Raw genomic sequence first — 23,594 nt, 5'->3', positions numbered from 1 at the left:
AGAGAATCTAAGCGCTGGGCCTGCAGGGCGCTAACCCTGCGGCTGGCTCATCAGCACTACAGTCGATCGCGGCCCCATCGGGTAGAGGTCGCTTTCAAACACTGGGGCTTCCTCCGGGTAGCAAAAGTCGCGGGGGGGCGGCACAGCAGTATCGACAATGCGATGCCAGCGATCGTGGGGACCCAGCCCCGGCAGGTTAAACATCAGCGCCTCCCAGTAGGCGTTGAGCATGACGTGAATTTGCTCCTTGGCGTCGGGGTAGCGCAGGGTAAAGGCCAGGGTGCGAGAGTGCTCCGACCAGTCGGGCTGGTTGAGAGCGGTGCCGTGCCAGACAATGTGGGGTTCGTAGTGCCAGGTGGTGGTCACCCGCAGCAGGTGCTGGAGCTGAAACACCTTCAGGTTTTGAATGAAGTGGATCAACCCCTGGGTAAAGCGCAGCAACGGCTGTTCCTTCTCCACGGCATCCCAGTTAAACCAGCTCAGGTCGTTGTCTTGGCAATAGGCGTTGTTATTGCCCCGCTGGGTGCGGCGCACCTCGTCGCCCATCAGCAGCATGGGAGTGCCCTGGGACATAAACAGCAGGGTGAGAAAGTTTTTAATCTGCCGCTGGCGCAGCTGCTCGACCTCGGGTGGGGCCGAGAGGCCTTCTACGCCGCAGTTCCAGCTGTAGTTGGCGTCGGTGCCGTCGCGGTTATGCTCGCCGTTGGCCTCGTTGTACTTTTGGTTATACGAGACCAGGTCGTTGAGGGTAAAGCCATCATGGCAGGTGACAAAGTGAATGCTGCGGTTGGGCTCGCGGTTAGGCTTTTGGTAGATGTCAGGGCTGCCCAACAGGCGGGCGGCCAGGTCGGGCACCACGCCCTCGTCACCTTTGATAAACTGGCGCACGTGGTCGCGGTAGGGGCCATTCCATTCGGCAAAGCGATCGCCAATAAAGCTGCCCACCTGGTATAGCCCCGCCGCATCCCAGGCCTCAGCAATGATCTTGGTGCCCGCCAAAATCGGCTCCGACTCAATATTCCACAGAATCGGCGGGTCTTCCAGGGGGTTGCCCGCCATGTCGCGCGACATCACCGAAGCCAGGTCAAAGCGAAAGCCATCCACGTGCATCTCCGACACCCAATAGCGCAGACTGTCGAGAATCATGCGCCCCACGACAGCGTGGTTGGGCGACAGAGTATTGCCGCAACCGCTGTAGTTGGAGTAGTAGATTGGGTTGTCTTCGAGCATGTAATAGGTTTCGTTGTCGATGCCCTTAAAGCTCAGGGTGGGGCCTTCATGGTTGCCCTCGGCAGAATGGTTGAACACCACGTCGAGAATGACTTCAATACCGGCTCGGTGCAGAGCCTTGACCATGTCGCGAAACTCGTTCACCGGCCCCAGGGGATCTTTGCGGGAGCTGTAGGCGCGGTGGGGAGCAAAAAAGCCCAGGGTGCTATAGCCCCAGTAGTTTTCTCGCCCAGGCATCGCATCCTGGGAGTCGAACTGGTGAATGGGCAGCAGTTCCACCGCCGTAATGCCCAGCGCTTGTAGGTAGGGGATTTTTTCAATTAGCCCCGCGTAGGTGCCCCGCTGCTCCTCGGGCAGTCCCGATGAGGAGTGGCGGGTAAAGCCACCCACGTGCATTTCGTAGATAACGCTGCTGGAGTAGGGAATGTGCAGGGGGCGATCGCCCTGCCAGTCGTAGTTGCGGGTGTCAACCACTACCCCCTTGATGGCGGTGGCACAGTTGTCGCCGGGGCCGATGGCGCGGCTGCGATCGTAGATGTCGTCACCGACAATGGCGCGGGCGTAGGGGTCGAGCAGTACCTTAGTGGCATCAAAGCGGTGGCCACGGGCCGGGTCAAAGGGGCCATGGACGCGGTAGGCGTAGACCTGCCCGCTTTTTAGCCCCGGCACAAACAGGTGCCAGTAGTAAAACGTGCGGTTCCACAGCGGATCGAAGGCGATCACTCGGCTGGGCTCAGTGAGGTCATCGGCCTCAAACAGCAGCAGGTCTATGCCGGTAGCGTGTTTGGAGTAAAGGCAAAAATTTACCCCCACAGCGTAGACGGTGGCCCCCAGGGGGTAGCTTTGGCCAGGAAGAACTTTTGGACTCATAGCGCGACCTGTATGCTGAACGCTGACCGTACCTCTCTACCAGAGATAGCCTCACGTTCTAAGGCTTTACCTTATCACCGAGAGTTTGCCAGATGCCCACGCTCAATACTTAGTTAAGCTCTAGGCTCTGGCTCACTGGGGTCGAGCGCTCTAGCTGCCATAGGCCGAGCGGATCGTCTAGATCTAGCGGCGTCCATCGAGGCGGGGTGCCGAGGCTAGTCTCAGTGCCAAACAGAGCACGCCAAGTGGCATCCCGATACTCCCAGGCGGTGGCAGAAAACGCGCGAAAGATGTCAATCTCCTGCAAGGGATCAGCTTGGGGCGATTCTCCACTGGAGACGCTTCGCGAGCGCCATTGATGCACTAAGACAGCCCAGTTGCCCACCCTGAGGGCCTGCCCCTGCTGCTCTGCCTGATCCAGACGCCACACCTGCACAGGGCCAGGGTGAAGGCGATGCCAGTGCTCAACAAAGGGATGAAGACCACCCTCGTCATCCTCGCAGGTGCCCTGTTCTAAGAATTCGTCTGCCCCCAGCCATTGATAGTTGCTGGTGTCGGGCCACTGGCGCGGGGTGAGGGCAAGGCGGTGGTGCCAGGTACAGGTTGGGGGAGCCTCAGACCAGCTGAAGGTACCGGCAAAGCCCAGCAGGTCGGCGTCAAAGCGCGATCGCCAGTCCATTGCCCGATATCGCTCTGGCGTGAGCCGTCCCGCAAAGGGAGCGCTACGCACATCGGCGAAGTAGGTTTCAGCCTGAATCCACAGGACAGATTGGCTAGTTTCGATCGGGCCTTGGTCAAACTGAATGGAGCGGCGTTGCCAGACGCCGAGGAAGGGGTTGAGGGGCATAGGGGTGGATGGGTAGGCGGGTAGATGAGTGGATGGGTTAAGGGAGCGTAGGGTGGGCAGTGCCCACCAGCGTTGACCAGCGCAATGCACCAGGGTTTCCCGTAGGGGCAAACGGTGTTTGCCCGGCATCAATGTTACGCCGCTAATCCAGCATCACCAGTGGTGGCAAGGGCATCCCAGATCAGTTGTTGCTGGTGAATGATGCGCGCTTCTAGACCATTCACCGGGCCGGGGGTGTAGGCACCGCTGGCGTAGCCTTGCTGCACGCTTTCGGTGAGCACCATGTCTTCTTGCATGAAGGCTTCAAATTCGGCCAGCAGGGTGTCGGTGGGCGGGCAAAATTCGGGGTCGCCGTAGATGTCTAAGGAAACCTGGCAAGACTCAGCGGTGAGCGGCTCGATGTGCAGCCAGGCCAGCAGGCCGTTGGGCAGCCCCAGCAGGTGCAGATTGGGGTAGATGCCGTAGGTAAAAAATCCGTCGCGGCTGCGACCCTGGAGGGTTGGCAGAACAGGGTTTTCGGCCTGCCAGTCGGCAGTGGTGGGGGTGTAGAGCAGGTTGACGAAGGCTTCGAGCTGGTGCTGGTAGTGGCGAATCGGGCCTTGCACCTGATTGAGGGTGGTGCGGTGGGCGATCGCCACGTGGTAGTCGCACAGGGTGTTGTCGTGGTAGTTCTTCCAGTTGCAAGCGACGGTGTACTGCTTGGCCGCCAGGGGTTGGGTGGCGGGGGTGCGGTGCTGCCCCAGGTGCTCGGGGATGCTGCCGAGAAATTCTACTAGCGGCGGCGCACTGTCGTCGAAGCAGACAAACATGAAGCCCGACCAGGTCTCTAGCCGTAGCGATCGCAGCGCAAAATCCTCTTTTTGAAAGGACTTTGGAAACTGATTTTGAGAGGGCACCCCCACCAATTCCCCAGCGAGGTCGTACACCCAGGCGTGGTAAGGACACACCAGCTTTTGGCAGGGATGAATGCCCGCCTGGGGCGACAAAATTGCGGCCCGGTGGGGGCAGAGGTTATAAAAGGCCCGCAGCTCGCCCTCGTCGTCTCGAACAATCAGCAGGGGAGCGCCCGCCACCGACCTGGCCCACACCATCCCTGGCTGGAGGAGTTCGCCATCGCCCACGTAGAGCCAGGTGCGGCGAAAGATCGCCTGCTGCTCTATCGGGATCCATTGAGGATTGGTGTAGTGGTCGGCGGTGAGCAAAAATCGCTCCGGCAGCCCGTGAGCGTCGGGGGGAACCGGCGATGCCCCCTGAGGGCTGGTCTTTGACCATTGCAGCGGCAGACTAGAAACCATGGCTAGATACTCCCTATCAGCTCACCAAGGCCGGCGCTGCCTTGCCCCGCAGCAGGTCCATGATGCCTTCGCGGTAGTCCTGAAAGGTGCGATCGCGGCGAATTGTGTAGGTGCGATCGCTGGGCAAGTCCACAAATACCTCTCGCTGAATGGTGCCGGGGTGCGCCGTCAGCACGTAGATCCGCTGGGAGAGAAACACCGCCTCATCGACATCGTGGGTGATCATCAAAATGCTCACCCCGGTGCGGTTCCACAGGTCGAGCATAAATTGCTGCATGGTCTCCTTGGTCTGCACATCTAGCGCTCCAAAGGGCTCATCCATCAGCATAATTTTGGGCCGCGAGGCCAGGGTACGGGCGATCGCCACCCGCTGCTTCATGCCGCCAGAGAGTTGCTTGGGCAGCGATCGCGCAAACTTGGTCAGCCCCACCACATCTAGATAGTAGGAAGCCATTTCTCGCCGCTCCCGCGGCCCCACGCCCTGGAGCTTGAGGCCAAACTCCACATTTTTCTGCACCGTCATCCAGGGATAGAGGGTGTAGCTCTGGAAGATCATGCCGCGATCGGATCCTGGCCCCGTCACCACTTGGCCATCCACCGTAATCTCTCCTGCCGTGGGCATATCCAGCCCCGCCACCAGCCGCAGCAGCGTAGATTTGCCGGAGCCTGAGGCCCCGACCACGCAGACAAATTCGCCCGTTTCCACGTGCATGTTGATGTCATCGAGCGCCACCACCGGCCCTTGGCGGGTGTCGAACTGTTTGCTGAGGTTGTTGATTTCTAAGTGCATGGTGGGGAGTAGGGGGTAGGGGTGGGCGGGTGGATGGGTAGGAGGGTGGATGGGTACGCCGTAGGGTGGGCACTGCCCACGAAAGCTAGATTGAGTCGGATTCAGGATGAATAGAGCAGGTTGGATAACCCTGGTTAGATTCCCCCTGCCCCTTTTTGACGGGGTTCGGAGTAAAACTTAGAACGCGAGGATCTCGGGGGATCTATCGCGCACCTCACAAGCTGAGGGAACGCCAGCGCTCAATCCATCGCCCATTTACAAGTGGCTTTCATCAACCCTCGCAGCGATAAATCTAGGGCAAAGCCGATTACGCCCAGAATGATCAGGCAGGCAAAGATTTCGTCGGTGTTGAAGAACTTTTGGGCCAGCACGATCCGCTTGCCTAGGCCGTTTTCTGCCGCCACCAGCTCCGCCACCACCACCAGGTTCCAGGAGGTGGCAATGTTGATGCGAAAGGTATCGATGATGTTAGGCACCACGTAGGGCGTAATCACCTGAAACAGCGCCTGTCGTCGCTGCCCGCCCAGGGTGTAGGTGGTTTCGAGCAGAGCCTTGGGCACAAACTTCACCGCATCCATAATCATCAGGATGTTAAAGAACACGGTGCCCATAAAGATCAGAGCGATTTTGGGCGCTTCACCCAAACCCAAGTAGATCAGCAGCAGGGGAATGAAGGCGGGAGCGGGCATGTAGCGCACCACACCGACAATTGGTTCGAGCAGCGATCGCACGCTAGCAAAAGCCCCCATCGCAATGCCGATGGGGATCGATACCAGCGCCGCCAGCAAGAAGCCCACAGTCACCCGCATGATGCTGGCAGCGGTATCTCCCAGCAAAAAGCCATCCGTCCAGAGCCGGCCCAAAGCCTGGGCCACCTGAAATGGTGAGGGCAAAAACTTGTCATTCACCAGGTCTAGGCTGGCCACTATCCACCAGAGGGCAAAGGGTACCGCAATGGAGAGCACCATCAACGCCGTGCTCATCGGCTTGGGAATGTCATCGGCCAGCCGCCAAAAGACACTGGGCTTCATGCCCTGGGAGGCGGTGGGCGCGGTGGAAAAGGAAGGGGAAGCGGGAGTCACAGGGGTTAGCCCAAACGTACAACAAACCTGAAAAGCATCAGCCCCCATCATCCACAGAACGGCGATCGGGGCTTGCATCAACGGCTACTTCTTGGCGGTATAGGCCTTAATAAATTGGTCATCGAGAATGGCCTCTAGGTCGGGGGCCTCGGGGATAAACTTCAGCTCCACCATGAATTCGGCCATTTTTTGAGAGGCGTAGGGCATGTATTTCATGTCGTCACCGCCTGCGCTAAAGGCTTCTAAGTTTTCATCTAGAGTGAAAATTTTGGTGCCCTCGGTATATTTTTCAAACTCGGTGTCGCTGACGCTGGCTCGCTTCGCCATAATTTCGTTGGCCCGCTCAGGGTTTTCTTCGATAAAGGCCAAAATGTCGAACCAGGTGTTCACCAGAGCTTGCACCTGGTCGGGGCGGCTGTCGATCAGCTTTTGGGTCACCACCAGCAGGTCAGGAATCGCGCCTGGGAAATCTGCCGAGCTCGCCAGCTCCTGGCTGCCTTCGCGCGAAAGCGCCGTTTCCCAGAAGGGTACCCAGCCCGCAAAGCCATCTACCTGTTCGGCAGCAAAGGCCGTGGCCGCAGCCCCGGTTTCAAGATTTTTAATTTCTACAGCGTCGCGGGTTAGCCCCGCCTCTTCCAAAGCCAGGCTGAGCAAAAAGTCGCCCACTACGCCCTCCTCTAGAGCAACGGTTTTGCCGGCCAGATCGGCGACGGTGTCGATGCCCTCAGCCCCAATTACCTTGTCGTTGCCGGCGGAGTTGTCGTTGACCAGCACCGCCACCATGCCGTTGACGGCATCCCCTGCAAAGGAGATGGTGTCGTTGAGGGTTTGGCTGTTGGCATCAAGTTGCCCGGCGGCTAAGGATTGGATTGATTCTAGGTAGCCGTCAAACCAGATCAGCTCGACGTTGGCCCCATTCTTTTCGAATAGGCCCTCTTCTTCGGCGATCGCCCAGGGCCACCAGCCCGCCCAGCTGCTGTAGCCCAGTTTCACGGGCTCTCCAGCTGTAGCGCTCGCGGGCGCATCGGCAGGGGCATCGGCCTGGGGTGCATTTTGGGCGCAGCTGACGGTTATCAACAGGCTGCAAAAGAAAGCAAACAGCGTAGGCAAAAAGGTGCGTCGTTTCATAGCGGTGATATTTGAGACTCAAAAACTGCGGAAAAAGCTGCAGGGCATCTGGACGCCCTTGAGGAGAAGCTACACGTCTGGGCAATCGCTAGAAAAACTTTAGATACCGCTTAATTTCCCAGTCGGAAATGTGGGTGTGGTACTCCTCCCATTCCCGACGGCGAAAGTCGATGTAGGTCTGGTACATCAGCGGCCCCATCACGGCCTGGCTCAGGGAGTCAGCCTCAAAGGCGTCGATCGCCTCTTGCAGCGTGCGGGGCAGCATGTCGATGCCCATGGTCTTCAGGTCGCTTAGGGAATAGTTGTACATGTTTTCGGTGTGGGGGTCACCGGGGTCGAGCCCCTCGGCAATGCCCTCTAGCCCAGCGGCCAAAATCATCGCCGCCCCCAAGTAGGGGTTGGTGGCAATATCGGCGGCGCGGCACTCAACTCGGCCCCCCGCCAGAGGAATGCGCAGCATGTTGGTGCGGTTGTTGTTGCCGTAACAGATGTAGACCGGGGCCCAGGTAAAACCCGACATGCTGCCCTGGCGCAGCAGCCGCTTGTAGCTGTTGACCGTGGGGCAGGTGACGGCGCAGATGGCCTTGGCGTGGCGCAGCACCCCGGCAATAAACTGGTAGCCCAGCTTCGACAGCTTGCAGCCGCGTAGGTCATCCGGGTCTTCAAACAGGTTTTGCCCGGTGTGGATATCGGCCAAAGACATGTTGTAGTGGGCACCGCTGCCGGTGCGATCGCCAAAGGGCTTGGGCATAAAGCTGGCAAAGTAGCCATGCTTGCGGGCGATCTCCTTAACCATCAGCCGAAAGAAGGTGAGGCGATCGGCCATGGTCAGGGCATCGCTGTAGGCAAAGTCAGTCTCAAACTGGCCGTTAGCGTCTTCGTGGTCAAAAGAATAGACATCCCAGCCCAGTTGGTTCATGTAGTCCACCAGCTCACTCAGCCAAGGGGTGTTGTCGAGCAGGCTGGGCAGGTCGTAGCAGGGCTTGGCCAGGTGGTCGCGATCGCTCACCGGCCCAAAGCTCCCATCCGAGTGCTCCTTGAGCATAAAGAACTCGGTCTCAATGCCCAGGTTAAACGTAAACCCCATCGCCGCCGCCTTGGCCAGCATTTGCTTGAGAATGGTGCGGCAGCAGGCCTCAAAGGGCTGTCCCTTGAGATAGAGATCACTGGCGAACCAAGCCACTTCAGGCTTCCAGGGCAGCACCGTAGCCGAAGCCGGGTCGGGCATCGCTGCGACTTCCTCATCGCTGATCTCCTGAGGCACCCCATCGAGGGCCGCGCCGGTAAATAGCTCTGAACCTGCCATCATTTGGCCTAGGTGAGTTAGGGGCACCATTTTGGCCTTGCCCATGCCGTGGATATCCACATAGCTAGCCAGGGCGTACTTGACACCCCTAGCCTCCAAAGAGGATCGCAGCGCTTCGATTTCAGGAGTTAGCGGGTGGGCCATAGATGGGTTAGGGGTGGATGGGTGCTGTGGGAGGAAAAATGTCATGAAAAACAACAGCCCGAGAGAATGGCAAAGCAATGCTTCGCTATCCTCCCGGGCTTTTATCCCGCCGTGTACCAGATGCCGTGAGCCCTGCTTCAACAGCAGGGCTAATAACTTATCTGGCGGTTTCTCTCGGACCAGACGCTCCACCGCAGCGGCGGCAAGCCGGAACCCTAGAAACCGTTTGGCTATTAAAACTAGTTGAGTGACTGACGACTTAAGTCGACGGTTGATGCACTAATAGGCTTATCAATTGCTTAACCATTAGAAAGTAACCGCTGTTACTAAATCGTCCTTTAAACCAAATTCAGGTCCAAAAGTGGAGTTTTCACGGAAAAACTCCGGATCCCAAGCCGCACTTAGATATATTCGAACAAGCAGAATTCTTCTCTGCTTTTCGCCCGATTAACGGTGAAATAAACCTACAATTTAAGGCAGTCACATTTTCTAAACCCATGGCCTCAGTTGAGTCCGGTTACGCCACTGCCCTTCGCTATCCCCGGCGATCGCTCAAGCGGGCCGAACGTGCCTTTCGGTGCTCGTCTTTTCGGCTAGATTTGCTAGCGGATATGCGATCGCAAAGCATTTCCATTCGCCAAGTGAGTGGCCCAGCCGGGGTCAAAAGCCGCTACAGCCGTCGAAACCTGGCCGAGCTCCAGGCCGAAAACGAAATGATGTGGCTAATCGCCGTGGGCATTTTGCGCCGCGAAGTTGATGGCCAGGGGCTCACCGACAGCTTTCGCCTCACCCCTATGGGGCGGCAGGTGTTTGAGCACCTATCCCCCCTGAGCCCGACCCAGTATCGCCCCACCTTGGGCGATCATCTTTATAATGCATGGTGCCGGTGGGTGCGCTGGCCCTACTAGGCTGGTTGACCATCGCCCAGCCGGTGGCAGGGCTATATCGTCCTGATGGGTTGCGTTGTTCCTGAAGAATCTGCATAGGCAGTGGCTGCGGCCCGGCAAGTAAATCTACTCCGGCTCTAGCCCTACCATCGAACTCATTCAATTTTGGAGACGCTCCATGAGAGCAATCATGGTAGTGGGAACAGCCTCCCACGTGGGTAAATCATTGATTACCACGGCCCTTTGCCGCATTCTCAGCCGTCGGGGCTGGCGGGTCGCCCCCTTCAAAGGGCAAAACATGGCCCTCAACTCCTACGTCACGGCCAACGGTGGCGAAATGGGTTACGCCCAGGCAGTACAGGCTTGGGCCGCAGGCGTGCCTCCCCAGGTGGAGATGAACCCCATTCTGCTCAAGCCCCAGGGCGACATGACCTCCCAGGTCATTCTCAAGGGCCGGGCCGTGGGGCGCACCACCGCCATGCAGTACTACGAAAACTTTTTTGACCAGGGCTGGCAGGCCATTCAGGAAAGTCTCACTCGCCTCAGCCAAGACTTCGACTTTTTGGTCTGCGAAGGGGCCGGTAGCCCGGTGGAGGTCAACCTCAAACACCGCGATCTCACCAACATGCGCATCGCCAAGCACCTCAACGCCCCCACTGTGCTGGTGGCCGACATCGATCGCGGCGGCGTGTTTGCCCACATCATCGGCACCCTAGAGCTGATGGATCCTGAGGAGCGCGCCCTAGTCAAAGGGATCATCATCAACAAATTTCGCGGCCAGCGCGAGGTGCTTGAGCCCGGTCTAGCCTGGCTCAAAGAGCGCACCGGCATCCCCGTCCTCGGCGTGGTGCCCTGGGTTGAAAACGCCCTCCCCGCCGAAGACTCCCTCAGCCTGCTCGATCGCACCCCCGGCAGCAAAAAACAGGCCGACATCACCATCGCCGTCATTCGACTGCCGCGCATCTCTAACTTCACCGACTTCGACCCGCTGGAGGCTGAGCCCAACGTGCGGGTGGTTTATCTCAGCCCCAAAGAAAAGCTCAGCTACCCCGATGCGGTGATCATCCCCGGCACCAAGACCACCATCGCCGACCTACTGATTTTGCAGCGCACCGGCATGGCCGAGGAAATTCAGAACTACGTCGCTGCTGGGGGCACGGTGATGGGCGTCTGCGGCGGCTTCCAAATGATGGGCCAGTTCTTAGCCGATCCCGAAGGCATTGAGGGCCACGAAGGCCGCTTCCCCGGTCTCGATCTATTCCCGCTGAGAACAGTCATCACCCAGCAAAAGATCGCCCGCCAGCGCACCGTCAGCTCCCGATTTCCCCAGGAGGGGCTGCCGGTGTCGGGCTACGAGCTGCACCAGGGCCGCACTCAGCTCCTCCTCTCCGAGGGGCAAGACGAGAAGGGCACCAAGTTCGAGTTCCTATTTGAAGACCGCAGTTTAGGCGTAGTTGATGTCAGCCAGTCGCTGTGGGGCACTTACCTACACGGCATCTTCGACAACGGCCCCTGGCGGCGGGCCTGGCTCAACCGTCTGCGCCAGCAGCGGGGTCTGGGGTCACTGCCCACCGGCATTCCCAACTACCGCGAACAGCGCGAGGCCATTCTCAATGAACTCACTGAAGCGGTCAGCGAGCATTTAGACTTGACCCCGCTGCTAGGCTAGTCACCCAAACCGGGCTTAGACTGATCTACACCCGTGCTCTGCACTCAAACGCTCCAGCGTCGAGAGGCCTTAATTTCGGCGATGTTGAGCTGCCGTCTGCACTGCTTTTGGGCATACATGGCAGCATCGGCTTTGGAGACCAGCTGATTTAACGTTAGGTTGCTACCTTCCCACTGGCTCACCGCTAGGCCCACACTCATCGAGAGAGGATAGGAGAGCTCATTGTCTTGGGCAAAGAACTCGGCATTGGCTTTGAGCCGGTTGACCACCTCTTGGCCATCGACGCAGTCGATCGCTAGCACAACAAACTCATCGCCCCCTAGCCGCGCCAAAATATCGCCCTCGCGGAAGGTCTTATGCAGACTAGCGGCGGTGCCCAAAATTAGCCAGTCACCTGACTTGTGGCCATAGTGGTCGTTGACCTGCTTGAGATAGTCAACATCAATAAAGAAGACTGTCACCGACTGTTGCTGACGATGGGCTTGCAGCAGCTGTGGATTGGCCAGTAGAAAAAAGCCGCGGCGGTTGTACAAGCCGGTTAAGCCATCGGTGAGCGAAAGCCGCGTTAGCTCAGCTTCGCTCGTGTGGCGCTGCAAGACCTCGGCCCGCAGTTTGGCATTGGTGTGCTCAAGCACTTCGAGCTGCGATCGCGCCGCCGCCTCTGGCATCTCCTGACCGAGGAGGCGATCGAGCACAGTAGCGGTGGTATCAGCTAAGACTTGCAGCAGCTCAACTTCTTCGGTCAGGGGTTGATGGCGTTCGGCCCAGTACACACCGATCACACCTACCGGATCGTCCTGGCGCATGGGCACCACAGTCAGGCTTTTCACAAAGGTCGGGGCATAGGCCTCTACGGGAATCCGCGCATCGCTGTACACGTCTTCAATGATGGCCGCCTGTTTATGGTTAATAGCCCAGCCACAGATTGCAGCTACAGAGCGGAAACCGCTGCCCCTTCCACAGTGGAGCAACCGAGTTTTCGTGGGCGTAGAAGCATTGATCCCCTTCCTTGAGCACAAAGGTAGCCCCATCGGCATGGGTGAGTTCACGGGCGGCTACCCCCACCAGGGTCATGAGAATGTCTAGGCTAGGGGCGAGGCATAAATCTCGAATAATCTCAACTAGGCGCTTTGTGGCCTGTAAATCGTCAGCCATTGGTGTCCTCCACCACAACAGTAGGTGGCTCGATGGAGGCGCTCAGTAGGGCTGTAGGTGGGGCCTTGACGTGTCGTTTTGCGCTATATTGCCGGTCGGCGTGGCAAGGTAGTCGCTACACAAAACGCCCTCCCATCCATTAACCTTGATCTCCGGGGCAGTTTAGAGCCGTAGGAACACTGCTTCTTCATATACTCTCTAAGTAGGTTTTTCTATTACGGGATCGGGCTGCTGCGGTTGTGGGATTCTGTAGGTAGACGAAGTTCCTAATGTTTGTCGGCGATCTATGACTGCATCTCCGCGCCGCGTTCCCAGCAAAATCTGGCCCTTAGGTATTACAGTTCCTCAACGAGTAATTCCCTACCTATTTTTGCTGCCCGCCTTGGCAGCCCTAGGGATCTCGGTATTTTGGCCAGCGCTACAGGCGTTTTATTTGAGCTTTACCACCTTTGGGGTAGATCTGACAGCGGCTCCCACCTGGGTGGGCTGGGCCAACGTGCAGCGGCTGCGAACTGACCCAATCTTCTGGCAGACGGTGCGCAATACCCTGGTGTATTTAGCTGGGGTGGTGCCAATTTTGACCTTTGCGCCGCTGGGCCTGGCAATTTTAGTCAACCGACAGCTGCGGGGCATCCACTGGCTGCGGGTGGCCTACTACTCGCCCGTGGTGGTGTCGATGGTGGTGGCAGGCATTGCCTGGCGCTGGCTCTATGCCGAAACAGGCCTATTTAACCAGGTGCTCAAGTCCTTGGGGCTGACGGAGAACGGTATTCCCTGGCTGACCAGCCCGGCCCTGGCGCTGTTTAGCGTCATGGTGGTGACGGTGTGGAAGGGGCTGGGCTACTACATGGTGATCTATTTGGCGGGGCTCCAAGGCATTCCCCAAGACCTCTATGAAGCGGCGTCGCTGGATGGCTCTGATGGCTGGCGACGCCACTGGGATATTACGCTGCCGCTGATGCGGCCCTACCTGGTGCTGGTGAGCGTGATCTCGGCGATCGCAGCCACCAAAGTCTTTGAAGAGGTTTACATCATGACCCAGGGCGGGCCGCGCCACAGCTCTAAAACCGTGGTCTACTACATCTACGAGCAAGCCTTTCAAAAGCTGGAAATCAGCTATGCCTGCACCATTGGGCTAGGGCTATTCTTGGTCATTCTCGCGCTGTCTGCCCTACGCCTGGCTGTCAACGACGGCTCTACACCTATGGCCTAAAAACTCGGCACAATCGCGATGTTGCAGTGCCATAGCTTCAGCGGCGAGTCCTGTCTCGAACCTGGGTTTGAGACCAGCAAAAAGCAGGATTTTGACAGTTGGGCTGGCCAGTTTGAACCCTAACATTGGCCAACCGTCTAGAGATCAAACGATTGCGCCGATTGAGTATTGCACCCTCAGCCTAAACTGTGTGCTCCTTAATCCACTTTTTGTGAAGGAATGCTTAGGCCACCCGCACAGGCTGGGCTAGTTCTAAAACATTAACCTGCACGTCATGAACTTCGACGTGGGTCGTGCCTTCGGTGTGCAGAGCCAGGTCAACCAGCTGATCGAGCAACTCTAAGGTATCCACCTGACCGCTGAGAATGACGGCCGAGCCTCGCTGCTTAACGGTGAGCTGCTTAACGGCCTCGCGCCCCACCTGACCGTGAAAACTCGTCTTGATGCGCTTAGCTAAACCGTAGTAGTCGTATTCGCCATTGAGCCCAACCCGCTCAGGGGGAATAGCCGACAGGGCCGCGATCGACTGGTTTAAATAATTGGTTTTTGCATAACAGACCCCACGAATGGTGTGACCAGTTGCTACCAGCGATTGTATGACGTTAGCCATCTAAGCCCTACCCCTCTGCCTCTTGGACAAAAACCGCACCTACAGCCGCAAACCCTCATAGATTTGCTTTGAGACCAGACCTACATCAAGGCTCAGCAATAAATACACAGCCATTACCGCAAATTCCGTTGCAAACCCTTATCAAACTTGAAGATATTATAAAGTAGTTTACGGGTTTCTCTAACAGATTAAGTATCTTTTACAACCATTGCTGAGAGTTATTGAGGTCAAATCTACATCGGTGACGGGCTGTCCGTAAAGATTTTACAAAGTGGTTTGACCCCCTACAAGACAAAATGTTCCCGCTTTGCGCAAGTCAATTCTCACCATCCTATAGAGCTCTTGTGGGGGAGAGCCGTTTTAGTTAACGGTTGTCAGAAGCGCTACCGCATAGGCAGCGATCCCCTCTTGGCGTCCCACGGGGCCGAGTTTTTCGTTAGTGGTTGCTTTTACCCCGACCTGATCGGGAGCCAGGCCCAGCTGGCCCGCTAGGCGCGATCGCATCGCCTCAATGTGGGGCTTGAGCTTGGGCTGCTCGGCCACTACCACTGAGTCAATGTTGCTCACCTGCCAGCCCCGCTCCTGCACCATCGCATTCACCTGGGCCAGCAGCTTGAGGCTGTCAGCCCGTGCCCACTCCGGGTCGCCCGGCGGAAAGTAGAGACCAATATCGCCCAAACTCAGCGCCCCCAGCAGCGCATCCATGATCGCGTGGGTCAGCACATCGGCATCGCTGTGGCCATCGAGCCCCAGATGGTGGGGAATGGTGACCCCGCCCAGAATGAGCGATCGCCCCTCCACCAGCCGATGAATGTCGTACCCGTTGCCAATTCTGATCCCCATAAGTTTTCGTCCTTATTCTCTTAAATTTTTTGAGTAGACATGGTTTTATCGACGGTGCATTGCTTCGCTAATGCACCCTACGTCCTGCATGATTATCCCCTCACCCTCCTACTCATCCACCCACCTACTCCCCACACTCCTCCACCCACCGCTCGTATAGATCAGGCCGCCGCTGCCGCGTGCGCTCGATCTGCTGCTGCCGTCGCCACTGGGCGATCGCCTCGTGGTTCCCCGATCGCAGCACCTCTGGCACCTCCCAGCCGCGAAAGCTGGCGGGGCGCGTGTACTGGGGATAGTCGAGCAGCGGGGTTTCAAAGCTCTCGTAGCGCAGGGAGTCGGTTTTGCCCACGGTGCCCGGCAGCAGCCGCACCACGCCGTTGATCAACGCCAGGGCCGGAATTTCGCCGCAGGTAAGCACAAAGTCTCCCAGAGAAACTTCCCGCGTCAGCAGATGGCTGACGCGCTCATCGACCCCTTCATAGTGGCCGCAGATCAGCACCAGCTGATCCAGCGTGACCAGGTGGCGAAACAGATCTTGGGTCATCGCTTCGCCCTGGGGGGTGAGCAAAATCACCTCGCGCCGGGGCAGCACGGGCAGCGATTCCACCGCCGCAAAGATGGGGTCGGGCTTCATCAGCATGCCTACACCACCGCCGTAGGGTTCGTCATCGACCCGGTGGTGCTTATCCGTTGTAAAGTCCCTGGGATTGGTAAGATAAACTTCTGCAATTTGGCGCGCCAGGGCTTTACCAATCAACCCTGACTCCAAAGGGGACGCAAAAAAGTCTGGAAACAGGCTGACAACATCTACTCTCAGATGGGAAGCCCCCGAAATGCCAGTTGTCATAGCCTAGACTGCTGAGGCCTAACGACCTGATGGGTTGAGTAAATGTCATCCAAGTCCAGAAGTGAAGCCCTACCGGTAGGAAAACTACAGATCTTGAGCTGGACTTGGTATATAACGCTCTCTATCATGCAGTAATTGAGTCTAGGTAGCAATTTTCGTCCCTTTGTTGAGCGGCCCATGTCTCCCGTCAAGCACCATGCGATTCTGGCCATTGGTGGCGCAGAAGATAAAGTTCACGGCAAAGAGATTTTGCACACCTTTTTCGAGCGGTCTGGGGGGACGGCGGCTTGCATTGGTATCATTCCCTGCGCTTCGCGGGACCCCGTAGCAATTTCGGGTCGCTATCAAGAGATTTTTACCGAAATGGGCGCTCCCGAAACGGTGGTGATGGATATTCGCGATCGCGCCCAGGGGGAAGACCCGAGCTGGAAAACCATCGTCGAACCCTGCACCGGAGTCTTTATCACCGGCGGCGACCAGGTACGCCTCTGTGGCCTGCTGGCCGACACCCCCTTAATTAACGTGGTGCGGCAGCGGGCGCAGCTAGGCGAAATCACCCTCGGCGGCACCAGCGCCGGGGCCGCCGTGATGGGCCACCACATGATTGCTGGAGGCGGCAGCGGCGAGTCGCCCAATCGATCGCTGGTGGATATGGCGATTGGCCTGGGCTTTGTGCCCGAGGTGATTGTCGACCAGCACTTTCACAACCGCAACCGCATGGCTCGGCTGATGAGCGCCATGGCCATGCAGCCCAACCGGCTCGGGTTGGGCATTGACGAAGACACCTGTGCTCTATTCGAGGGCGACGGTAGCTTTCGCGTGATCGGCAAAGGAGTGATTGCCGTGGTCGACCCTGGGGATATGACCCACACCAACGAGCCCGACATTACCGCCTCCGACCCGCTTAGCATCCATGGGCTGCGGCTGCACCTGCTGGCCCACGGCGATCGCTTCGACATCAATCACCGCAAAGTGCTATCCGCCGCTCGTTAGCTAGAGACTGTCTGTCTGAACGGCTGGCGCTATGGGTTCTAGGCTCAACATCGGTCCTCAAACCGCAATCCAGCTTTAAACACCATTTCACTTGTCGGCGTCAGCAGGCAGGCTCCACAGCGACAACAGGTGCTCTGTGCCGCCGATGGTGACAATGTGGCCGTTGGGCTGCACCGCAAAGCGCCAAATGTCGGTGTTGAAGCCAGTGATGGTTTCAACATAGGTTTTTTGGTTCAAATCCCACACCAGAATGGTGTTGTTGGCGTCAGAACTCCACAGGCGCGGGCCATCAATTCTGACGTCGTTGACGTAGCTTTGGTGACCGGGCAGGGTAGCGTAGAGCGTCTGGTCGGCCAGGTTCCACAGACGCACGGTTTTGTCGCTCGAGGCACTCACCAAAATGCGGTTGTCATCGCTGATATCAAGGCGATTGATAAAGGTCAGCGGCTCGTGGCCTTCTAGAGTGGTGGGTTGGTCCAAATTCTCCATGTCCCACAAGTGAAGGCTTTTGCCCCCGCTCACCAGGTAGCTGTCGTCGCGGGTAAACCGCAGGTCGTTGACGGTGCCATCGGCCTGAAGGGTATGGGTTGGCCCGGTTGTTACCAGGTGCCGGGGATCGATGCTGCCGTCGGGGCCAACCAGGTCCCATAGATAAATAGTGCCGTCGCTGTCGGCGCTGACCATCAGCTTGCCGTTGTTGCTGACCTCTAGAGCTTTGATAGGTACTGCATGGGCATTGGCCAGCGTCACCAGGGGCCGGCCCTCAGCCATAGTCCAAAATCGAATCGTTCGGTCATCCCCAGCACTGATCAAAATTTCTTGATCAGTAGTCATGGTTAGAGCCTTGACCACGTTGGTGTGAGCGCTCAAGGTGCGCACCAGGCGGCCTGCGTCTAAGTTCCAAAAGCGCACGGTGTTGTCGGTGCTGGCCGTCACCAGGGTGCGACCGTCCTTCAGCAACAGCAGGTCTTGGATGTCGGCTTCGTGCCCGGCCAGGGTGCCCAGCAACTGCACCTGCACCTGGGGCAAGGTTTGAGCAGGCCCAGACAACAGTCCCTGCGGACTTGTCGATCGCATCAGAGCATACCAGCCCAACGGTACCGCCAGAGCTAACCCCGTCAGGCCGGCCAGTAGCCAAGGGCGCTGGTCTAACCAGGGGGGCAAAAAGCTGCGCGACGGTTCAGGAAGGGTCTGGGCCTCGTGGGGGTTGAGGGTAGTCAGGGGCCAGGTTGGGGCAGCGGTGCTGGTCGAGCGAGGTAGACCGGAAACTTGGCGCGATCGCACTTGAGCCAGACGTTCTAAAATCGCCTCAGTGTTTTGAGGTCGATTGGCCGCCGCCGGAGCGATTAGATGGTCAATCAGATCGGCCAGGGGTGACGAGATCTGCGGCGCTGCCGAGCGCCACGCAAACGCATTGGTGCGCGAGTTGTAGATCGCCGGGTCGTTGGGTAGCTTGGCCGTCATCAAATAAATGAGCGTGCGACCCAGGGCATAGAAGTCAGACTGGGGCACGGCCTGGCCCTGCTCCTGCTCGGGGGGCGTGTAGCCCGCCGAACTCACGGTCGTGATGCCGCTATCGCCCAGGTTGGCCATGTAGGTCTGGGTCATCTCGCGGGCCGCACCAAAGTCGACCAGCACCAGCTGCCCCGACGGACGCAGCATAATGTTTTCGGGCTTGATGTCGCGGTGAAAGTAGTTGTGCTGGTGCACCAGATCGAGCACATCGGTCAGCTGGGTCAGCCACAGCATGGCCTGCTTCTCGCTGATCGGGTGGTTGCCCTGCTGCACCATCCACTGCTTCAAGTTGGGGCCTTCAATTTTCTCCATCACCAAACAGTGAGAAGGCTCGCCACCATCGGCTGGGTAGTAGAGAAAATAGCCCTCGGGCTCTATCCGAGGCACGCCTGGGTGGTTGAGCTGGCTCAGCACCTGAGCCTCACGGCGAAACAGCTCCACCACTTTGTCGTTGGCGTTGTAGCCCTCTTTCAGCACCTTGAGAATTTTGGGGACGTTGCGCTCATAAGCCTCATACACGCGGCCAAAGCCGCTGTCGCTGCTAATCAACCGCATCACCCGGTAGCGACCCTGGAGCACCAGAGCTGACCCACAGGCCGCGCAGGTAGGGCTGCCCCCGTTATCTGGATGGTTAGGCTGACGGCAACGTGGGTTAATACAAAGACTCATAGCCGACGTTAAAATGCATTCCCTGTGTAGCAACAGTGTTCCACGGAATGCAGGCGGTTTGTCTAGGCAACCGCCTTTCTTTGCAATTGGTCAACGGCCAAAAGTAGGGTTCAGTTACCACTTACCGCTAGCTCCGCCTCCCGAAGACGAGCCGCCTCCCGAAGACGAACTACCCCCAAAGCTACTGCTAGAGGATGAGCTACTGCTGTGACGCAGCTGAGATAGGGTAATGGTCTGTTGGTCGCTATGGTCGCAGTGGCGGCAGTGCCGTTTGGCCAGCGCTTCTCCCGACGAGTGATAGGTCGGCTCTCTCACTGTGGTGCGCTGCACCTCCTCCAGGGTTTTATAGTGACAGCTCGGACAGGACTCAAAGGAAGTGAATAGGTTACCAAAGTGACGAGCGGTGTGCTTATGGCACTGGGGGCACTCCGCAACAGTATGAAATACCGACTTCAGCTCCAGCTCTAAAATTTGCCCTGCGTCGAGGTGAGCTTTGGCCTCGGTGTCACTCAGATCATTCATGTGTACCTGGCATAGCTCACATTTGGGTCGCAATAGGTTGATCAGCAGTTTAGAACCCAGGATCGCAACTCCACCAGAAACGAGTCCGCCTAGGCCCAGAATCAGCCACCCCCAAGGCAGTTTTTCTGAAGCCGTGGGCGGCGGGCCGGTCAGCTGCCCCACCAGGGCCTGGGTACCTTCGTACAATCCCGTGCTGTAGGCCGAAGATCGAAAGCGCGGCAGCATGTAGTCATCAATTACGGTCTGCATGCGAGCGTCGTAGTCGCGGCTGTAGCCCTTACCTAGCTCAATGCGCACGGCGCGATCGCCCTGGGAAAACAGCACCAGTACCCCGTCGTTGCGTTGGGCATCGCCAATGCCCCAGCTGTTGAAAAGCTGGGTGGCAAAGCTCTCAATCGCGGCATCCCCGGTTTCATAAACCCCAATTGAGGGCACCGTCACCACCACGATCTCGATGCCGGTAGTCGTCTTAACCTGCTCTAGCAACTCTCGCAGACGGTCGGCATCAGCCGGCAACAGCACCTCGCCATAGTCGTTGATCAGGGCGTCTTGGCGCTGGGGATAGCCGGTTCGAGCCTGGGCTAGCAGAGGGACGGCAGCGGTTTGGCTGAGAACGGACGGGACGTCAGCGTTGCCTAGGGCGGAGTTAGGAGCGCAGAGCACTAGACCCATCAGGGCACCTACACCCATGACTAAGAGCCATTTCTGCCGCAGTGTTCCACTGATTGTTGCCACTGGTTAACCCCGCCTCCGCCGTGTTGGTTAACTCAAGAATTCCCCTGAACTCGGCGGCGATCACTCCTACCGCGGGGGAGGGAAGCCTCTATTAAGTTCAGCAGATCGGCGCTTTTTTCAGCCCGCTCAACTCAGACAGTCTTAGCGGCGGGCTGGAATAGGGACACACCGGCGGCGGCGATCGTGACTAAACCAATGGCACCAATCATGGTCAAGCTCAGGGTTTCGCCAAGCCAGAAAAAGCTGATCACGGCGGCGATCGCAGGCTCTAAACTCATCAGCACGCCAAACACGTTTACCGGCATCCGGCGCAGCGCCGTCATCTCTAGAGAATAGGGCAGGGTCGAAGCCAGCATCGCTACCCCCAACCCCAGCAGCAAAATATTGGGTGACAGCAGCAGTCGGCCCTCCGCCATGATCCCGACGGGCAGCAACAACAAGGCTCCTACCGCCATCGACAGGGCTAGCCCCTCCCCGCCGCGAAAGGCTTGGCCCATGCGAGCCGACAGCACAATATAGGCGCCCCACGCCACTCCAGCCAGCAGCGCCATCACCACGCCCAAACTGTCGAGCGCCGGGGTATTGAGGGGCGACAGCAGCACGATGCCCACCGCTGCCAGAGCCACCCAAAGCCCGTCGAGCCAGCGACGCGAGTGCAGCAGCGCCACCGTCAGCGGCCCGGAAAATTCTAGCGCCACCGCAACTCCGATGGGGATTCGGGCGATCGCACAGTAAAACAGCGCATTCATCACCGCCAGCGACAGCCCAAAGGTCACCAGCAGCCGGTAGTCAGCTAGCCGGTGCCCGCGCCACCGGGGACGGCACCAAGCTACCAGCACCACAGCCGACAACCCTACCCGCAACAGCACCATGCCCAAGGGGCCCACCTGACCAAACAGGCTCTTGGCCAAGGTCGAGCCCAGTTGAGTCGAGCCCATAGCGGCTATCACCAGCAGCGGCGCTGGTGGGTTGAAAGCAGGCAGCAAGGGCTTGGGTAGCCAAGAATTAGGCAGCACAGGGCAAAGCTCCAGGAGCAAGGAGGTGGGAAGTCCTCCAACTCTAACGCCCTCCGACCAACCCGACCTAGCAACGGCATCGATACTCTGTTATCACCCGCATAAATATATAGATGTATGGATGGCCGCACCTCTAGCCGTCCTGGCGGTGGCCCTGGTTTTGGCTATGATCCGCTTTAGACTATGGCAATCACTCCAGCACCCTGCTCCTAGAGGTGCAACATTTCTCCAGGATGCTTTCTATGCCTGATTTTCTAGCCCTTGACCCGACTACATTGCCTTTGCCCCAAGGCCTCTCTGAGGTTTACTCCCAAGTGACCCAGTGGGCAGCTAGCCTAAGCAGCTCCCTCATTCAGATCGGTCACAGCCTTGCTACCTTGCCCGCCCAGGTACAGATACCCACAGCGATCGATACTACCGAGGCGTGGCATCTAGCCCTGTACTGGCTGCTGGTGCTGGTCATGGTGGTAGGGGTAATTGGCGCAGTCGTGCCTGCCCTGCCGGGAATCACGCTGATTGTAGGGGCTATTGTGATCTGGGGCCTGGTGGTTGGGTTTGTCGGCCTGAAGTGGGCGTTGGGGGTTGCGATCGCCGCTCTCATCCTCAGCTTTGCCATCGACTATTTGGCTGGAGTGCTGGGAGCGCAGCGGGTAGGGGCCAGCAACTGGGGTCAAATTGGGGCTTTTGTGGGCATGTTTTTTGGCCTGTTTGGGCTGCTGCCCCTGTTGCCAACTGGCATTCCCCTGCTCGGGCTTTTGGTTGGTACGGTGATGGGGGCTTTTATTGGCGAATTTTTGCACCGCCGCGAGCTGAAGCTGCCGCAGCGGGTTAAGCAGTCGGCCAAAGTGGGCTTGGCCATTGTGGTTGGTACGCTAGTCGGCAATGTTTTACAGGGCATTCTCGCTCTGATTAGCCTGATCGTGTTCTTAGTGACCACCTGGCCAGGAAGCTGGGCCTAAAGTTTAGCTCTCTAGCGGCTTGAGACCCGCCAGCAGCGCCATCTCACGCCATTTCCAGTGACAGTCGACATCGTCAAACCCAAGCTGCCTGAGCCAGCTCAGCTGAGTTTCCACATCCAGTAACTGGTTAGAGGGATCCTCTTCCTCGGGGGTGTAGCCAATAGCTGCTAGAAACTGATGGTGCAGCCGTTCTGTAGGAGAAGCCACATGCTCTAGGTTGCAAAAGCAGCCTCCGGGCTCCAGTATTTGGCATATTTCTGCGTAAAGCGCTGCCTTGCGAGGATGGTCGAGGTGATGAATAGCAAAGCTTGAGACCACTGCGTCAAAGGTGCCGAGATTGGGCAAAGGCTGAGACAGGTCGTGGCTGACAATGGTGACGCTAGGGTCAGCGCCAAAGCGATCGCGCACTGCCGCCAGCATCGTCGGCGAAAAATCCAGCGCTACGCAGCTGGCATCAGGGCGATCGATTTTTAGTAGCCTCAGGAGCCGCCCATCCCCTGTACCCAGGTCGAGAATACGGCGAGCAGTCCTGGGCACCAGATTTAGCAGTACAGCTTCTCCTTCGGTACGGTGCGGAATGGTATCGGCCCGAGCCAAATAGTCTAGGGCGTGGCTGGCCGAGGTCCATTGGTTGCTGGTCGAAGATGAAGTCATGGGGTTTGCGGATGTAAAGGCGTTTGGCATTGCCCGTCGTGCAGCGCAGAGATTTCCTCAGCTAGGGCAAAATCTAGGTTCGTCAAACCTCCGGCGTCATGGGTGGTCACAGAGAGGGTGACTCGGTTGTAGGCGATCGCTAGATCGGGGTGGTGCCCCAATCGGTCAGCGGGTTCTACAAGGCGCTCTACAAAGGCGACGGCAGCGGCAAAATCAGCAAATTGGCAGATCGTCACTAGGCTCTCGCCCTCCTCCACTCACTCAGAAGGCGTGGCCGCTACACCAGGCAGGGCATGACCTCCCCCAAGCGCAATTCCCAAACTCATTGCGCCCAGCTTTCTACCCAAGTCGCATCGCCTAGAGATGCGGCTCTCCCCTACGTCAGGTTTCACCAATGAACCCCTAGGCCGTAATTCTGACATAGGTCTAGATATAGAGTATTACCGCCAAATTAAACTATCGGTAGCGCAGAGATGTCAAACCTCTTGGCGATCGCTGGTTAACGGGCGATCGCCAAGAGCTTAATTGGCACCATTTAGACAGTCGCTCTAGCAATTCAGAAGACAACAAATCTGCAAAAACCTGCACCTACTTTTAGAAACCAAGAAATAAACT

Annotated in this window: 22 protein-coding genes and 1 riboswitch; of the genes, 5 read left to right on the top strand and 17 right to left on the bottom strand. The window is 58.0% G+C overall.

All coding sequences use genetic code 11. From position 1 onward, the window contains the following. Positions 1-30 precede the first annotated feature (30 nt). The 7 genes from glgX to glnT form a co-directional block, all read right to left on the bottom strand. A complete protein-coding gene (gene glgX / locus H6F75_RS19355; protein ID WP_190754050.1) occupies positions 31-2,100 on the bottom strand; it encodes a glycogen debranching protein GlgX in 2,070 nt (689 codons plus the stop codon). A gap of 109 nt (positions 2,101-2,209) precedes the next feature. Next, the gene (locus H6F75_RS19350; protein ID WP_190754049.1) at positions 2,210-3,076 is read right to left on the bottom strand and encodes a hypothetical protein; all 867 of its coding nucleotides are present in this window, start codon (positions 3,074-3,076) and stop codon (positions 2,210-2,212) included. A 5-nt stretch (positions 3,077-3,081) separates the two neighbouring features. Next, positions 3,082-4,242, bottom strand: coding sequence for an aromatic ring-hydroxylating dioxygenase subunit alpha (locus tag H6F75_RS19345; RefSeq protein ID WP_242020148.1), 1,161 nt, complete (start codon positions 4,240-4,242; stop codon positions 3,082-3,084). Between the two features lie 16 nt (positions 4,243-4,258). After that, on the bottom strand, positions 4,259-5,032 hold the full coding sequence (locus tag H6F75_RS19340; RefSeq protein WP_190754048.1) for an ABC transporter ATP-binding protein: 774 nt from the start codon (positions 5,030-5,032) through the stop codon (positions 4,259-4,261). Between the two features lie 239 nt (positions 5,033-5,271). Beyond that, positions 5,272-6,063, bottom strand: coding sequence for an ABC transporter permease (locus tag H6F75_RS19335; protein ID WP_190754198.1), 792 nt, complete (start codon positions 6,061-6,063; stop codon positions 5,272-5,274). A gap of 135 nt (positions 6,064-6,198) precedes the next feature. Next, positions 6,199-7,242 (bottom strand): ABC transporter substrate-binding protein, encoded by a 1,044-nt coding sequence (locus H6F75_RS19330; protein WP_190754047.1) that lies wholly within the window; start codon positions 7,240-7,242, stop codon positions 6,199-6,201. 88 nt (positions 7,243-7,330) lie between these two features. Beyond that, positions 7,331-8,692 carry a type III glutamate--ammonia ligase gene (gene glnT / locus H6F75_RS19325; protein WP_190754046.1) on the bottom strand — a complete coding sequence of 454 codons (1,362 nt, stop codon included), beginning with the start codon at positions 8,690-8,692 and terminating at the stop codon, positions 7,331-7,333. Between the two features lie 88 nt (positions 8,693-8,780). Further along, positions 8,781-8,922, bottom strand: a riboswitch (guanidine-I (ykkC/yxkD leader). Positions 8,923-9,189: 267 nt separating this feature from the next. Between glnT and H6F75_RS19320 the strand changes: the two genes are divergently transcribed. Both H6F75_RS19320 and cobQ read left to right on the top strand, forming a co-directional pair. Further along, positions 9,190-9,600, top strand: coding sequence for an Npun_F0494 family protein (locus H6F75_RS19320; protein ID WP_190754045.1), 411 nt, complete (start codon positions 9,190-9,192; stop codon positions 9,598-9,600). Between the two features lie 157 nt (positions 9,601-9,757). Further along, on the top strand, positions 9,758-11,248 hold the full coding sequence (gene cobQ, locus H6F75_RS19315; RefSeq protein WP_190700385.1) for a cobyric acid synthase CobQ: 1,491 nt from the start codon (positions 9,758-9,760) through the stop codon (positions 11,246-11,248). Between the two features lie 44 nt (positions 11,249-11,292). On the opposite strand, the gene H6F75_RS19310 is transcribed toward cobQ, so the two are convergent. Next, positions 11,293-12,219: a sensor domain-containing diguanylate cyclase gene (locus H6F75_RS19310; RefSeq protein ID WP_190754044.1), complete on the bottom strand. Its 927-nt coding sequence runs from the start codon at positions 12,217-12,219 to the stop codon at positions 11,293-11,295. After that, entirely contained in the window at positions 12,155-12,403 is a 249-nt protein-coding gene (locus tag H6F75_RS19305) for a hypothetical protein (RefSeq protein WP_190754043.1), read from the bottom strand. The genes H6F75_RS19310 and H6F75_RS19305 overlap by 65 nt, the downstream gene beginning before the upstream one ends. A 286-nt stretch (positions 12,404-12,689) precedes the next feature. Between H6F75_RS19305 and H6F75_RS19300 the strand changes: the two genes are divergently transcribed. Continuing rightward, positions 12,690-13,616 (top strand): sugar ABC transporter permease, encoded by a 927-nt coding sequence (locus tag H6F75_RS19300; RefSeq protein ID WP_190754042.1) that lies wholly within the window; start codon positions 12,690-12,692, stop codon positions 13,614-13,616. A gap of 223 nt (positions 13,617-13,839) precedes the next feature. Here H6F75_RS19300 and H6F75_RS19295 read toward each other — a convergent pair whose 3' ends face one another. The 3 genes from H6F75_RS19295 to trmD all read right to left on the bottom strand — a co-directional run bounded on the left by H6F75_RS19295 (position 13,840) and on the right by trmD (position 15,916). Next, positions 13,840-14,226, bottom strand: coding sequence for a hypothetical protein (locus H6F75_RS19295; RefSeq protein ID WP_190754041.1), 387 nt, complete (start codon positions 14,224-14,226; stop codon positions 13,840-13,842). A gap of 360 nt (positions 14,227-14,586) precedes the next feature. Continuing rightward, positions 14,587-15,069, bottom strand: coding sequence for a 2-C-methyl-D-erythritol 2,4-cyclodiphosphate synthase (gene ispF / locus H6F75_RS19290; RefSeq protein WP_190754040.1), 483 nt, complete (start codon positions 15,067-15,069; stop codon positions 14,587-14,589). 124 nt (positions 15,070-15,193) lie between these two features. Continuing rightward, on the bottom strand, positions 15,194-15,916 hold the full coding sequence (gene trmD, locus H6F75_RS19285) for a tRNA (guanosine(37)-N1)-methyltransferase TrmD (protein ID WP_199304002.1): 723 nt from the start codon (positions 15,914-15,916) through the stop codon (positions 15,194-15,196). Positions 15,917-16,093: 177 nt separating this feature from the next. Here trmD and H6F75_RS19280 point away from each other — a divergent pair, with 177 nt between their 5' ends. Further along, entirely contained in the window at positions 16,094-16,909 is an 816-nt protein-coding gene (locus H6F75_RS19280) for a cyanophycinase (protein ID WP_190754039.1), read from the top strand. Positions 16,910-16,996: 87 nt separating this feature from the next. Here the strand turns inward: H6F75_RS19280 and H6F75_RS19275 are convergent, their stop codons facing one another. The 3 genes from H6F75_RS19275 to H6F75_RS19265 all read right to left on the bottom strand — a co-directional run bounded on the left by H6F75_RS19275 (position 16,997) and on the right by H6F75_RS19265 (position 21,366). Continuing rightward, positions 16,997-19,093 carry a serine/threonine-protein kinase gene (locus H6F75_RS19275; RefSeq protein WP_190754038.1) on the bottom strand — a complete coding sequence of 699 codons (2,097 nt, stop codon included), beginning with the start codon at positions 19,091-19,093 and terminating at the stop codon, positions 16,997-16,999. Between the two features lie 114 nt (positions 19,094-19,207). Further along, positions 19,208-20,350, bottom strand: a complete 1,143-nt coding sequence (locus H6F75_RS19270) for a TPM domain-containing protein (RefSeq protein WP_206754693.1) — start codon at positions 20,348-20,350, stop codon at positions 19,208-19,210. A gap of 131 nt (positions 20,351-20,481) precedes the next feature. Beyond that, complete coding sequence (locus H6F75_RS19265; protein WP_190754036.1) at positions 20,482-21,366, bottom strand: EamA family transporter; 885 nt, start codon at positions 21,364-21,366, stop codon at positions 20,482-20,484. A gap of 461 nt (positions 21,367-21,827) precedes the next feature. On the opposite strand from H6F75_RS19265, the gene H6F75_RS19260 reads away from it, so the two are divergent. Next, positions 21,828-22,325: a DUF456 family protein gene (locus H6F75_RS19260; protein ID WP_190754196.1), complete on the top strand. Its 498-nt coding sequence runs from the start codon at positions 21,828-21,830 to the stop codon at positions 22,323-22,325. 3 nt (positions 22,326-22,328) lie between these two features. Here H6F75_RS19260 and H6F75_RS19255 read toward each other — a convergent pair whose 3' ends face one another. Together H6F75_RS19255 and H6F75_RS19250 are read right to left on the bottom strand one after the other, a co-directional pair. Next, positions 22,329-22,979, bottom strand: coding sequence for a class I SAM-dependent methyltransferase (locus H6F75_RS19255; protein ID WP_190754035.1), 651 nt, complete (start codon positions 22,977-22,979; stop codon positions 22,329-22,331). Next, complete coding sequence (locus H6F75_RS19250; RefSeq protein WP_190754034.1) at positions 22,976-23,236, bottom strand: 4a-hydroxytetrahydrobiopterin dehydratase; 261 nt, start codon at positions 23,234-23,236, stop codon at positions 22,976-22,978. The genes H6F75_RS19255 and H6F75_RS19250 overlap by 4 nt, the downstream gene beginning before the upstream one ends. Positions 23,237-23,594: the final 358 nt, after the last annotated feature.

Source organism: Nodosilinea sp. FACHB-131 (genome assembly GCF_014695395.1).
Taxonomy (GTDB): domain Bacteria; phylum Cyanobacteriota; class Cyanobacteriia; order Phormidesmidales; family Phormidesmidaceae; genus Nodosilinea.
This window is presented reverse-complemented; position numbering and strand designations above follow the sequence as displayed.